The sequence below is a fragment of the Mariniflexile aquimaris genome (assembly GCF_042676825.1).
Classification (GTDB): domain Bacteria; phylum Bacteroidota; class Bacteroidia; order Flavobacteriales; family Flavobacteriaceae; genus Mariniflexile; species Mariniflexile aquimaris.
Genome location: NZ_JBHTIB010000015.1, coordinates 131,473 through 145,149, shown reverse-complemented (window position 1 = coordinate 145,149; position 13,677 = coordinate 131,473). Strand labels below are relative to the sequence as shown.

Annotated in this window: 15 protein-coding genes; 4 read left to right on the top strand and 11 right to left on the bottom strand. The window is 33.5% G+C overall.

All coding sequences use genetic code 11. The annotated features are described in order from the left end of the window. Positions 1 to 24 precede the first annotated feature (24 nt). From ACFQ0I_RS14620 to ACFQ0I_RS14610, 3 genes are read left to right on the top strand one after another with little or no spacing between them, the layout of a single operon-like run. Positions 25 to 567 (top strand): RNA polymerase sigma factor, encoded by a 543-nt coding sequence (locus ACFQ0I_RS14620; protein ID WP_379943514.1) that lies wholly within the window; start codon positions 25 to 27, stop codon positions 565 to 567. A gap of 33 nt (positions 568 to 600) precedes the next feature. After that, positions 601 to 1,101 (top strand): hypothetical protein, encoded by a 501-nt coding sequence (locus tag ACFQ0I_RS14615; protein WP_379943512.1) that lies wholly within the window; start codon positions 601 to 603, stop codon positions 1,099 to 1,101. Between the two features lie 6 nt (positions 1,102 to 1,107). Further along, positions 1,108 to 1,533, top strand: a complete 426-nt coding sequence (locus ACFQ0I_RS14610) for a hypothetical protein (protein WP_379943510.1) — start codon at positions 1,108 to 1,110, stop codon at positions 1,531 to 1,533. A 35-nt stretch (positions 1,534 to 1,568) separates the two neighbouring features. On the opposite strand, the gene ACFQ0I_RS14605 is transcribed toward ACFQ0I_RS14610, so the two are convergent. From ACFQ0I_RS14605 to ACFQ0I_RS14555, 11 genes are all read right to left on the bottom strand, one after another. Beyond that, a complete protein-coding gene (locus ACFQ0I_RS14605; RefSeq protein WP_379943508.1) occupies positions 1,569 to 2,621 on the bottom strand; it encodes a WD40/YVTN/BNR-like repeat-containing protein in 1,053 nt (350 codons plus the stop codon). A gap of 248 nt (positions 2,622 to 2,869) precedes the next feature. After that, positions 2,870 to 4,201: an Lcl C-terminal domain-containing protein gene (locus ACFQ0I_RS14600; RefSeq protein WP_379943507.1), complete on the bottom strand. Its 1,332-nt coding sequence runs from the start codon at positions 4,199 to 4,201 to the stop codon at positions 2,870 to 2,872. A gap of 155 nt (positions 4,202 to 4,356) precedes the next feature. Further along, positions 4,357 to 5,766 carry a CotH kinase family protein gene (locus ACFQ0I_RS14595; protein WP_379943505.1) on the bottom strand — a complete coding sequence of 470 codons (1,410 nt, stop codon included), beginning with the start codon at positions 5,764 to 5,766 and terminating at the stop codon, positions 4,357 to 4,359. Positions 5,767 to 5,776: 10 nt separating this feature from the next. Then, positions 5,777 to 7,510 (bottom strand): carbohydrate-binding domain-containing protein, encoded by a 1,734-nt coding sequence (locus ACFQ0I_RS14590; RefSeq protein ID WP_379943503.1) that lies wholly within the window; start codon positions 7,508 to 7,510, stop codon positions 5,777 to 5,779. Positions 7,511 to 7,518: 8 nt separating this feature from the next. Then, the gene (locus ACFQ0I_RS14585; RefSeq protein WP_379943501.1) at positions 7,519 to 8,238 is read right to left on the bottom strand and encodes a DUF2490 domain-containing protein; all 720 of its coding nucleotides are present in this window, start codon (positions 8,236 to 8,238) and stop codon (positions 7,519 to 7,521) included. A gap of 10 nt (positions 8,239 to 8,248) precedes the next feature. After that, entirely contained in the window at positions 8,249 to 8,866 is a 618-nt protein-coding gene (locus ACFQ0I_RS14580; protein ID WP_379943499.1) for a DUF4956 domain-containing protein, read from the bottom strand. 10 nt (positions 8,867 to 8,876) lie between these two features. Beyond that, positions 8,877 to 9,635 (bottom strand): polyphosphate polymerase domain-containing protein, encoded by a 759-nt coding sequence (locus ACFQ0I_RS14575; protein WP_379943497.1) that lies wholly within the window; start codon positions 9,633 to 9,635, stop codon positions 8,877 to 8,879. 352 nt (positions 9,636 to 9,987) lie between these two features. Continuing rightward, the gene (locus ACFQ0I_RS14570) at positions 9,988 to 10,482 is read right to left on the bottom strand and encodes an EF-hand domain-containing protein (protein ID WP_379943495.1); all 495 of its coding nucleotides are present in this window, start codon (positions 10,480 to 10,482) and stop codon (positions 9,988 to 9,990) included. Between the two features lie 152 nt (positions 10,483 to 10,634). Then, on the bottom strand, positions 10,635 to 11,225 hold the full coding sequence (locus ACFQ0I_RS14565) for a Spy/CpxP family protein refolding chaperone (RefSeq protein WP_379943493.1): 591 nt from the start codon (positions 11,223 to 11,225) through the stop codon (positions 10,635 to 10,637). 6 nt (positions 11,226 to 11,231) lie between these two features. Continuing rightward, positions 11,232 to 11,549: a hypothetical protein gene (locus tag ACFQ0I_RS14560; RefSeq protein ID WP_379943491.1), complete on the bottom strand. Its 318-nt coding sequence runs from the start codon at positions 11,547 to 11,549 to the stop codon at positions 11,232 to 11,234. Positions 11,550 to 11,598: 49 nt separating this feature from the next. Continuing rightward, positions 11,599 to 12,177, bottom strand: coding sequence for an RNA polymerase sigma factor (locus ACFQ0I_RS14555; protein ID WP_379943489.1), 579 nt, complete (start codon positions 12,175 to 12,177; stop codon positions 11,599 to 11,601). A 285-nt stretch (positions 12,178 to 12,462) separates the two neighbouring features. Between ACFQ0I_RS14555 and ACFQ0I_RS14550 the strand changes: the two genes are divergently transcribed. Further along, a complete protein-coding gene (locus ACFQ0I_RS14550) occupies positions 12,463 to 13,677 on the top strand; it encodes an RsmB/NOP family class I SAM-dependent RNA methyltransferase (RefSeq protein WP_379943749.1) in 1,215 nt (404 codons plus the stop codon).

The following is a 13,677-nucleotide window of genomic DNA, read 5'->3' as shown; positions in this document are numbered from 1 at the left end:
CAGTCTAATAAAGAAACAGATTTTGTGATTGACGAAGAAGAACTTTTACAACAATTAAAGTCGGAAAAACACAAGCAAGAAGCCTTTAAAACTTTATTGTCGCTATACAAAGAGCGGCTTTATTGGCACATAAGAAATATAGTAAAGTCGCACGACGATGCAGACGATGTGTTACAAAACACTTTTATTAAAGTTTTTAAAAACATTGATTCTTTTAAAGGAGAAAGTAAACTTTTTTCGTGGATGTATCGTATTGCTACTAACGAAGCGATTACATTCATAAATCAAAATGCAAAACGCTTGAAAACTACCAGTGAGGAAGTTCAAATGTTAGCATTGAATAATTTAGAATCTGATGTATATTTTGAGGGTAGCGACATTCAACTTAAATTACAAAAAGCGATAGCTACCTTACCCGAAAAACAACAGTTAGTCTTTAATATGAAGTATTTTCAAGAACTAAAATATTCAGATATGTCTGAAATATTAGAAACCAGCGAAGGAGCTTTAAAAGCCTCCTATCACATAGCAGTAAAAAAAATTGAAGCGTTTTTATCTGAAGATTAAACCTTTTTCAAAATATTAAGTCTTATTAACAAGATGAGTACAAATAAATTACATAATATAAAAGAAACCGGATTTAAAGTCCCAAAGGATTACTTTGAATCGTTTGAAGATAATTTTTTAAACGAATTAAAACTCAAAGAAATTACAACGGACTCTGGTTTTAAAGTGCCAGATAATTATTTCGATTCGTTAGAAGATAAAATTACGAGTGCCGTAAACCAAGAAAAAGACATTAAAGTCGTTAAACTAGTTACATGGCGAAAAGCAGCTTATGCCACTGCTATTGCTGCTAGCTTAGTATTAATGTTTAATATTTATTTTAACCAAAAATCACCTGTAACTATCGATACTATTGAAACAGCTAGTATTGAAAATTACATTTTAAATGAAGAATTAGAAACTACCGAAATTGCATCCTTATTTAATGAAGAAGATTTATCTGATGTGCAACTAATTCATGATGGTTTTAGTTCTGAATCCATAGAAAATTACATTTTTGACAATGTAGAAATTGAAGATATTATTATAAAATAAGAACTAATGAAAACACTTACCTCCATACTATTTATATTAAGTTTTTCGCTATTAACCGTTGCGCAAGGCAATATGGATAAAATAAAAGCTTTAAAAATTGCTTTTATTACAGAAAAATTAAACTTAAGCGAAAAGGAAGCGCAACAGTTCTGGCCAATATATAATAGTTATCAAGAAGACATGTCTACTTTAAAAAGACAAGCTTATAACACCAGAAAAAATATAGATATCAATGCCATTTCCGATGACGAAGCTACTCAAATTTTAAAAGAAATGCGGATTAATGATAATAAAAGACAAGCTCTTGAAAATGAATTTATAGATAAATTGTCGAGGGTGATTTCGGCAAAAAAAATCATTCAAATTCATAAACTCGAAGACGATTTTAAAAGAAAAATGTTTGAAGAGTATAAAAAACGTGGACGACAATAAGTTAAAAAAGGAGACATTTAAAATGTCTCCTTTTTTTATTCTCTAAATTTAAGTCTTGCAATATTACCAGTACCCGCTGCATAAGCAATGCTATCGTTTAAAAATCGAATGGTATGAAAACCTTCATCACTTAAATGTTGCCATGTAGATCCATTATCTTTACTAAAATCTATTCCTTTAAATCCAACAGTAACCAGCTCCTTCCCCGCTCTATTTGGTACATACTGCACACAACTTCTATAACCTGGGTTTTTGTTTTCGGCCACTAATTGCCATGTTTTACCACCGTTTGTGGTTCTTATTTTATTGGTTGCATTAGCTTCTGGCTTGGTAAAATCGCCACCAATAGCAAACCCGTTTTTTTCATCATAAAAATCAATGGAATTAATTCCCGTTGTTTCTAAACCTTGAACCATAGGTGTTTTAAAAACTTCCCAGGTTTTTCCTTTATCGGGCGAGAATAAAACACGACTTACTTTACCGCCCGTTGCTATCCATGTATTATTGCCTTTAATCGCAATATTGCTATTACTGGCCGCAAATGCAGCTTCACCTTCATTAACTTTAGGTAAAACATCGCAAGATAATTTTGACCAGCTTTTTCCGCCATCGCGCGTTACTATTATACTCATGCAATCATTGGTTGGATCGCCAATAGCAATACCTTCCATATAGTTCCAGAAAATCATGGAATCATAAAAGGCTTTAGGATGGTCTTCTCTATAAACTAATTGCATCCTTCCGTTATCTCCTGTTTTAAATAAAACGGCAGGACTTTCTATACTCAACATATAAAAATCTGTAGATGTATGAGCTACCGCTCTAAAATGCAGCTTTAAACTATCTAATTCCTGAATAGAAGTAATCCAACTATCCTTAACCGGGTTGTAAAGTCCGAATGTGCCATGGTTAGCAGCAAATGCTAAACTGCCATCATTTAAAATATCGATAGCACGAATACTTAATAACGAATCTTGATATATTGTTTCAATTTCTACTTTTGAAATGTTTCGTGGTTTTATGGTTTCTTTTTTTCCACAGGAAACCAATAAAATCATACCAACTACAAATAGAATAAGATGTTTCATAATGTTTTATTTTTTGCAAAAGTAGAAAAGCTTCATGAACAATCGCGAAGCTTTCTAACTAATAAACTAACCAATCTAATAATTACTTTTATAAGAACACACCGAGCAGCTTATTTTAAATATTTAAAATAAAACTCACCTACTTTTACTATCCTCAAATAATTTTAAATAAAAGCCCCATAATTTTTATCATGAGGCTCTTATAACCAACCAACAAATCAAAAAAAAAAATTATTAATACTTTGAAATCATATCTTTATTTCATTCATACTCCTCACTAATCTTACGTAATTGTTTATTCTAATAACATCACCTTGAGGTCCGCGCCCTTGTGGATAATCGCTCGCATCACCTGTCTTCGGGTCGCTTCGTTGTGCACCAGCACCATGCACATCCACTAAACTCACTTCATTTTGCCGAGGTGCTTTCATAAAACCTAATCCTTCACCAAAACAAACATAATCTGCTGTATTTCCGTTGTATTGCGATTCGTGTGTAGTAGATGTCCAAAAAAACGGAAAATTAGTTCTACCTCCTTCATCCAATATGGCACTAGTTTGAAACAACGTATTGATAGCTGCCGAATTCGTGCTTTGTGGCGACCTACTATAATCTACTATACTTTGCAATTCTTTTGTATTTGGCAAACGCCAGTCGTTAAAACCTAAATAGTTTTCCTGGTTTTTTTCTTGTGCAAACGCCAATGCCTCTTCCCAATTCATTCCTTTATTGCTATCTTCTTTAGCCCACATTAATCCTGTAGCCAAATCAGAAATGGTTTTATTGCTGTTATCTTTAAAATTATTTAAACCATAATCTGTGTTGCCACGCACAAATCGAACAGTAAATAATTTTTCACCTCCTGGTCCTCCAGCTCTTTGTTCATTAGATTGATGAGCCCTACTATTAGGATCTCTATTCATTTTCGGTCCTGAAATGGGATAACCTTTAATTCGTCCATCAGCTAAATTAACACCAAAAACCGTTTTGTTTCCGCCCATAGTGGTTCCTTGATATATGGTAGAACTAAGCAATTGCACGTCTATTACCCGATTTCCATTCGAACCATATTTAAAATCGAAATACGTAGTATCTATAAATGGTTTGGCTTTTTTTGGTAGCGCGTTCATTTCTTTACTGCTTACATCAACACCATTAAATTGAATAAGTGAATACGCTTCTTTTATGCTTGGAATTCGCCAATCGGTTTTATTTGCTAAATTGAAAGCTTTCACTTTTTCTACAGCATCGGCATACGACATGACTTCATAGGATTTTTGCCATATTAATCCTGTTACATTATCGGTGATGCTACCATCGCCATTATCAATATATGAGGGTTTATTTCCATTATTTTGAGCATCCTGCCCATAAAAAGAGTCGCCTTTTTTTGGGAAAGGAATTTCCTTATAATTATCAAAACATTTATCCTGATTTGTTGCTACAATTTTATATTTACCAATGGCTGCTGTGTTTTGAATTTGAAAATCTTCATTCGGAATTTGAGCGAAAACTGGACAAGTCATATATAATGGCACAGCAAAAAACAGACAGATACTTTTGAATCTTTTATTTTTCATTATTATAACAGTTTTATAAATCTTTAGATGACAATTTTTGTAAAATCTTGCGCTTTAATATGTTAAATAAAAATAAAAAAGACCCTAGAAAAACTAGGGTCTTAACAAAACTACCAGTGACAAACACTAATAGCTATCAACAAAAAATAACCAATTTATTTTAAATAGCTGCTTACAGCTGTTGCTCTGCTGGTAGCATGTGTTTTTAAAGTTGAAATTGCTGAATAAAAATAACTGCTGCTACTTAAAAAAGTATAGCCAGAAACTTCTGTGGTTGCATATGGCGCTACTAAAGCTGCATAAGTATCATAAACCCCCTGAATGTATGATGTTGCAAACGGACCTTCTATTGTTTCTTTAACGTAGGCATCGTATTTAGCTTTATAAACTGAATCGCTGTATAAATAACCTATTAATGGCCAGGTAGAAGAACTTAAGCCCGAAAAATTTAGAGGCAATGACCCTCCCTGTTTTCCAGTTTGAAGAGACTCATTATTATCCCAAGGAATCCATGTTAATTTATTGGTAGCTGGATTATTGTATAAATAATAATTATGCTCCATTCTACCATAAGTATCCCAATTTTGGATAACTGTATTAACTGCTAAATATCTAAGAAACACATCGGTATCTAAAACAGCATCTACACCGGCTCTCCAAGTTGTAGGGTCTGAAGTTCTTGTAGAGGCATGCAGCGCGCTAAATAGGGCTTTAATATCTGTCCAATCTGCTGCATCTTCATTTGTTTTTTTCTCAAATCCTGCTTCATTAAATGTTCCTGAAGCAAAACTAGCACCATAATCTTCTGGCTTATAAAGATTTCCATCTCCACTTGTAAATTGCGTTTCAATTACTGTGTCGTCAACTTCTTCAACTAAGGTATATAATCCAAAATACACCGGACCACTACCATAATCTACATATAAGGTATAAAAAGCAGTATGCGACATAGCCAAACCAGCATTTGTAAATATTTCGGCAGCCACTTTTTCTCTTAAAAAAGACGTATCGAGATAGTTGTTTTTTAGACTAAATTTCTTAAAACCATAAAAACGTTGATTTTCAATTTGTGGATAATCGTCTTCATATTCATCAAAATCCATTTTGAAGGCTAGTTTCATAATACCACTTCCCCAAGTACTTGCTAAACTAGAATTTCCTTTAAAACGAACGCCAACTTTATACCACTGTTTTCCGTTATAATAAACTTCAGCCGGCACAAAAATTGGATCAATATCAGAAAAACTACTAGTTCCTCCTCTACCAAAAGTGCCATATAAAGACGTCATATTTGCTAACATAGCAGCCCAATTTTCTTTAGAGATCACAAAATCAAAACGCTTTACCGTAGTGTTATCAAATACTTCGTCAAAATTTGGTTCTGCATCTTTGCTATGTGTTTCGGTAGTCCAATCTGTTGGAATAAAATCGGTATCTTCAATTACTACTTCTTCTTCCGCATTATCTTCGGTTACTGACTCTTTAGTTGAGCATCCTATAATTACGTAAGCATTTAAAAACACGATGCTTAATAAAATTGAGAATTTTAAAATTGTTTTTTTCATAATTTAAATTTTAATTTACTGTTGTTGCTTTACTTGATATGGTAAAACTTTTATACAAGGTTCCTCCTGTGTATGTTCCGCCACTGTATAACCCATCTGTAGCTGTTCCAGTTGAACTGCCTCCTAAATAAATGCTATAGGTAGATCCGTTACTTAAACTTGAAGAAGAAAACACAATAGATTTATAATTTTTTTGCGGTTTAAATGTTACTACATCTTCACCTGCACTATTTTGAATACGGAATAAATTACCCGCTGTTTGTGCTGAAGTTAATTTTACAAGTACTGAATATTGCGTTGATGATGTGCTTCCAATTTCCTCCATGTTTGAAGCGTATCCTGTTCCAATTAAAAAGCCTCCATTTAATTTGAAAGTTCCATCATAATCTAAAGTGCTATTATTGGTAGCGGTTGGTCCGTTTAAAATAACGGTACCTGCTGTCATTTCCATGTTACCATTAGAGTCTAAACTATCGCCAGAAGAGGTTATCACAATATATCCGCCATTTATGTATAAATAATTGGTGGTGTTTCCGGCAGCATTAACAGCATCATCACTAGATACTATATAAATTTCGCCATCGTTTATTGTAATGCTTGGGCTTTCAATACCTTCAACAGTTTTTGTAATATTGATGCTTCCGCCATTAATTTTAATAGTTGCATCAGAATGAATGGCATCGTCACCAGAAGCTAAAGCTATAGTGCCGGTTTCCACAGTAATATCTTCATTACAATGTATGGCATCATCGGCTGAATTAATATTAAAAACGCCATCTTCAATTATAATATCTAAATCTGCTTTAATCCCTTTTGCAGAACTATCTGAACTTACATAACTAGTACTTCCTCCACCAGATTTAATGGTGAAATCTCCGTTAGCTATTTGCACATTTGATGCCGCAGAAATACCATCGCCGCCCGAGGTAATATTAAAAATACCAGATTCAATTATAATATAGCCGTTATTGGCATCAACATCGTTGTCAGACTTAAAACCATCACCTTCAGCATTAACGGTAATAGTTCCGTCCATGATGTACAAATAGTCTTTCCCTCGTATACCATCATCTACAGATGTTATATTTATAGTTCCACTCTTAATTAGCAAACCGTCTTTACTGGTAATAGCATCGTTATAATTAGAATCGATTACTAAGGAGCCTTCACCATAAATTGTCAAATCGTCGGCACTATAAAGCGTTGCGTTAGGTTCGTCTTGTCCATTCGCAAATACATACGTGCTTCCATCAGTTAAATAACTAGTCGTGTTTTCCTTTAAAACTATGATAGTTTTTTCTGCATCAGCAATATTTATAGGCGCATTGCTGGAGTTAGTAACATTAATGCCGTTAAAAATTAATCTAACAGTTTCTTCATCGTCTGTATCAACAATTATTTGTCCGTCATTTAAAGTTCCTGAAATAGTATAATTACCAGCATCTGTTATAGTTACCGTAGTTCCATTAACGGTCGCACCAGTGCCATTAACAGTTATGGACGTTCCGTTTAATACAATGCCAACTTCGGTGGCAGTATCCCAAATATAATCGACTGCTTCTTCGTGGTTCTCACCAATTTCTGTGACTGTTGAATCGTCATCGGTAGACGTATTATCATCCGATTCGGATATAGAATCATCTTCGTCAACTGTAACTTTATCTACCGAGCAATTAACCAGTAGCCCCATTGATAACAAGAAAATACTTAAACGTAGTATTCCTTTAAAATTTACTATTTTCATTCTTATTTTTATTTATTTTTTATTGTGTACTTATACGATAATCCAATAATGTTTGTGGTTTCTGGCAGATCGACATTTAACTCTTTTTCGAAGCGATAGTATAAACTTATTTTACCATATTTTTTCATATCGTAATCGGTTCCAAATGTTAATCGGTATTTATCGAATCCACCATCTTCTCCTTTTTCGAAATGATTAAAAATTTCGGCAGAAAATTGCGGGTCGAGTTTCCAGTTTTTAATGTTGTATTCAATGCCTGTTTTAAAACGAAGGTGCTGATTGGCATAATCGCCTTCGTCTGAAGACACCGATAAATCATTTTTATTTTGATATCTCAAGCGGTAATCCAGTTTAAAATCGTTGATTTTATGCTTGTAACTTGCATCGAATTGAAATCTAAAATGATTTTCGTATCCTTGAATGTTGCCTTCGGTATCGTTTTGTCTAATAAATCTGGCTCCTGCACCAAGACTAAAATTTTTGTTAACTGAATACTCGGTTTGTAGTTCGGTGAAATATTCATCAACTAGAGATAAATTTTCTTTTAATCGGAGCTGCTCAGCCAATTCGAAACTCCATTTTTTATTAGGTTTATATTCGATTGAAACCGTGCTCCAAGCATTTAAATTCTTAGAATCGCTTGATTGGGCATTTGCCATGTTTGATAACATAAGGCCAAACAGTACCATGAATAAACAAACTTGTTTATAGCTATTTTTCTTTTTCATAAATCATTAATTAATTTGTAATTTCCTGACTACCATTAAAATAGAATATGGTAACCTTTGCTGTATCTCTTAAAAAATTAACTTCACCAATGGTTATTCGGTTTATTACCAATCCTGTTCTGTTTTCCAAATCACTCTTTAATATCTCGTAGTTTTCTGGCTTAATATTTTCTATGTTTTCATAAATAATAGATTTGGATTCTTCTTGTTTTAAAGACCAATATCTTTCGATTAGCACGAGAACAACAACGATAATAACATTAACTCCAAATATTTCGGCATAACTCATTTTTTTATTCGCCAATGCGTTTATTACAGAAATTCCTATAACCACGAATAAATAGGTGACTTCTTTTTGAGAAATGGCATCTGTTCTGTAGCGAAGAATACCAAAAATGGCAAATAAACCGAGTGCCATCCCCAAGTCCATTTCAAACTTTTTAAGTGCAAAACACAGGAAAAACACAATAAGACTTATTAGGTAATAGGTAAAAACAAAATCTTTACGTTTTGAATACGGATAATATATAAATCTGATTATTATGGTTAAAAAGGATAAGTTGATGAACAATCTGAACATCATTTTATAAAAATCATCATTGAAGATTGGGATATCTAAAAATTCCATAGGTTAGTTTTTAAGCGGTTATTTTATTAATTTTTATTAGTTTTTCTTTAAAGCGATTGTATTTTAGGTTGTCGTAAATACTAATCATGCCTATGCAATATTTACTAATGCTATAAGGGTTTATTTGTTTTGATTTTAATTCTTTTACTATTGGCGAGTTTCTATTAAAGCGTTCTTGTTTTAATTCAATAATTACCAAATCGTTATAGGTTTTAAACTTGCCATCTTTTTTAAAGGAGAGATTTAAATCGATGGTTAATCGTTCTTTGGCGGCTTTATTAACCAATGTAACCCTGTTAAATTGATTGCAAATTATGGGTTCTAAATCATACGTTTCATTGGTTGTCTTTTGAATGAATTCTATGGATGTTTTTAATAAATCGGGTTCAAAATCTTTAATAGAAATTCTGCTTTTGTTTGTATTTCCTTTACCATCCTTTTGTTTAATTTCAAGAAAACAGATATCCGATTCTACATACTTGCGTATTCTAATTTTAGTTCTATTATTTTTTCCGTTATGATGATCTTTATAAAATTTTTGTTCTGGCGTATCAAAATATAAAGAGGAATATGTTGTAACTCTGTTTCCTTTTATTTCAACAACTCTATACTGATCTTGAACTTGTTTTAAAATAGATGCCAAATCTTTTTCATGAATCACAAATTTGGTATCTGTGCGCTTCATTAATTTTACATCATCCATCTCTTCCAATGAAATGGGAGACAAATTTTGAATTTCCTGTTTTAAACTATTTGATATTTGAGACATAGTTTATCCGAATTAGTTAAATCTTATTTCTTTAGTAAACATTTTAAACTGCGCAGTTATTCTGTTTTAGTATTAGATGCTAATAGTTTTAAAAACTTGTGCGTTAATTTTACATTAAATTATCATTAAGTTTTAAAGTGTTATTTTTCAGGTTTTTATAAGCTAAAATTTTTAAAATTATTCATAAATACGCCGAATTTTAGAAGCTTACACTTTTTACTTTATTGGCATTATCACAATCTTTTTCAAAAAAAAAAGGCTTTACAAAACGCTGTAAAGCCTCTTAAAATAAACTACTAATCAACCAATCAAATCGTTTATAAATAAACGCGTTTATTATTTTTAAAATTTACTATTCTTTTTTCTCGCCTTTGCCTTGTTTTGGGACTTTTTCTAATTCTGCTTTGCTTAAAAACCCATCTTTATTGGTATCTATTTTGGCAAAATCTTTTTCTAATGGGCCTTTAGCTTCGTCTTTACTTAATTTTCCATCTTTGTTAGCATCCATCGTTTTAATTAACTCATCAATACTCGGTTCTTTTTTCTGCGAAGCCTCTTGTTTTCCACCCTTACCATCAGGTTTTGGCGCTTTTTCTAATTCTGCCTTGCTTAAAAAACCATCTTTATTGGTGTCTATTTTAGAAAAATCATCTTTTAAAGGACCTTTTACTTCTTTCGCTGATAATTTTCCATCTTTATTAGAGTCCATCATTTTTATTAGCTCTTCGGTGCTCGGTGGTTGCTGTCTGTCTTTATTTCCACCTGTTGCTTGTGCGCTTGCTCCCAAAGAAACCAAGCCTGCCATTAGTACAAAAAGCATTCCTGCCTTTAAACTGTTACGTTTCATATATTATATTTGATGTTATTTTGAATGTTTAGATGCTAACCAATTAAAAAACTTGTGCTGTTAACTTTATTTTAACATTCTGCTGCTTATAAAAATTAAAAAATCCTGTTTAACTAATTGCTAAACAGGATTTAAAAGTATTATAGTTTTATTTATTCTGGTCTCGGTGGCGGCATACCTTCTGGCATATCATCGGGAGGCGGTCCGCCATCACGCATATTACCTGGAGGTGGTCCACCCTCTCCCATAGTGTCCGGCGGCGGTCCGCCACCGCCTTGTCTTTTGCCACCAGGGCCACCTCGCAAAGCATCGCGTATTATTTGTTCGAAACGTTGCTTTTGCGGTTCTGTGCATATATTACGAATAGCTCTTAAATGGTTAAACATCAATTTTTCATGAGCCATTTCTTTTTCACCCATTAAATTTAGAACAGAATCAACTTCGGCTTCAGAAACATTGTCTTTAATTATTAATCTGCCTAATTGGTCTTTAAAAAATCTAGTTTCTTCGCTAGATTTAATCATCCTTTCATGATGCCCATTGTTTATTTTCTCAAATTGCTTCATCTGTTCATCATCAAATTTCAAAGCTTTTACAATAAACTCCATAGGACCTCCGCTTCCGCTCCCTTTTACAGACTCATTGCTTTTGCTAGTAGTAGGACTTAAATAATTATATAAAAAAAAGCCATTTACTACAATTAAAAAAACCAATAGAATATAAAGTGGTAAGTTTTTTTTCATGCTCATTTATTTTAAATTCAGTAAGGTTTCATCCGAACTTGAAGTCAGTCCGTAAGTTTCAGCAAATTCGTCAACATTCGTCATATACTTGTTAGAGTTGTATTGCCTTATAGCCATAACATTTAATACAATTAAGCAAGCCAATGTAGCCAATTGCCATTTGGGTGTAAACCAGTTCCATGCCGGCGCAACCTCTTCTTTTTCTGCAAACAAACGTTGCATGGTTTTATCCTTAAAAAAAGGAGATACGTTCACGTTTTCAATAGCGTCGATGGCAGCAAACGTGTCATCTATTTTCTTTTGAATGTTGTTATTTGTTTCCATTTTTTCTCTGTTATACTAGTTTAGATGCAATAATTCTAAAAAACTTGCGTTACGCTTCATTTTTATAAAAATCGCCCAATAAATCCTGTAAATTTTTCTTTGCCCGAAACATTAACGACTCAACCGACGAAACACTTTTCTCGGTAATCTCGCTCACTTCCTCATAACTTTTACCATCCACTTTACAAAGCGTAAACACCACTTTTTGAGCTTCCGGCAATGCATTAATGGCCTTAAACAAGGTCTCACTTTTCTCTTTATTTTCCAATAAAATACCCGGGTGATTCATTTCGGTAAAATAGGCGGTTTTATCAAACGGCACATCATTTCCCGTAATACTCTGCAAAAAGCCAAAACGTTTTTTCGTGCTTTTTTTCCTAATAAACTCTAAACATTTATTGGTAGTAATTCTATAAATCCACGTAGAAAGTTTAGAATTGCCTTTAAATTTCCCAATCGAATTAAACACCTCCACAAACACCTCCTGCGCAATATCTTCAGCATCCTCCCTATTCGGCACAAACGAAATGCACGTCGCAAACACCTTTTGCTCAAAATCGTCAATAAGTTTTGCATAAGCCTTTTGGCTTTGTTTTCGCAATTCGCTAATAAACTCGTTTTCGGTCAATTCACTATAATTTATTACAAACGTACTTAAATTTAAAAAATAATCTACCAGCTTTCAAATTTTTATGGCATTCCCCGCTAAAAAGCGGGTCGGGTTTTCCGTTGCAAGTCCTCGCTCCTACGTCGCTGTGGGCTTTCCACTGCAACCCCTAATGCAGCCCACCAGCCAAATAAAAGCAATAACCAAGTACATTACAATCATCAAAAATCCTTCAAAATTCAATAAAACAAAAACATTCGCGAATTCGTGGCAATTAACGTAACTTTGCAAACTTATTTAAACAACATGCGATTACACAGAAATTTATGCTTTTCGGTTATTGATGGTTTAACCTTAATCTTTAACGAAGGAAACTATGCCGATAAAGTCATTCAACAATTATTAAAACGAGACAAACGTTGGGGCGCAAGAGACAGAGCTTTTGTTGCCGAAACCACCTATGATATAGTACGCTGGAAACGCCTTTACGCCGAAATTGCCGAAGTTAAAGAACCCTTCGACAGAGAAAATCTTTGGCGCATGTTTGCCGTTTGGGCAACCTTAAAAGGCATAAAATTACCAGATTGGTCTTATTTTGAAAGTACACCAACTCGTAAAATTAAAGGACGTTTTGATGAATTGTCTAAAATTAGAAAATTCAAAGAATCCATTCCAGATTGGTTGGATGAAATTGGCGAAAAAGAATTAGGCAACGAGCTTTGGACCAAAGAAATAGCGGCCCTAAACGAACAAGCCGATGTTATTTTAAGAGTAAACACCTTAAAAACTACTAAAGAAAAATTACAATCCGAATTATTCGATTTAGAGATAGAAACCGAGTTTTTAAAAGACTACCCAAATGCGTTAAAACTAAAAGAACGTGCCAATGTATTCACAACCGAAGCCTTTAAAAATGGCTTTTTTGAAGTTCAGGATGCCTCTTCGCAATTAGTAGCCGAATTTTTAAATGTACAACCCGGTATGCGCGTGGTAGATACCTGTGCCGGAGCGGGCGGGAAAACATTACACATTGCTTCTTTAATGGAAAATAAAGGGCAAATTATAGCCATGGATATTTATGCCAATAAACTCCATGAATTAAAACGTCGTGCCAAACGAAACGGCGCTCATAATATCGAACCGCGTGCTATCGATTCAACAAAAGTCATTAAAAAATTATACGATAAAGCCGACCGAGTGTTGATAGATGCTCCATGTTCTGGCTTAGGTGTTTTACGAAGAAACCCAGATGCCAAATGGAAATTACAACCAGATTTTATCGACAAAATTAAAGTAACGCAACAGGAAATATTGCAGCAATATTCCAGAATGGTAAAAGTAGGCGGACAATTAGTGTATGCCACCTGTTCGGTATTACCATCAGAAAACCAAGAACAGGTTAAAAAATTCTTGAACTCAGAAGCTGGAAAAAACTTTACTTTTGTAAAAGAAAATATAGTTTTAGCACATAAATCTGGCTACGACGGATTTTATATGGCACTTCTTGAAAGAAAAGCATAA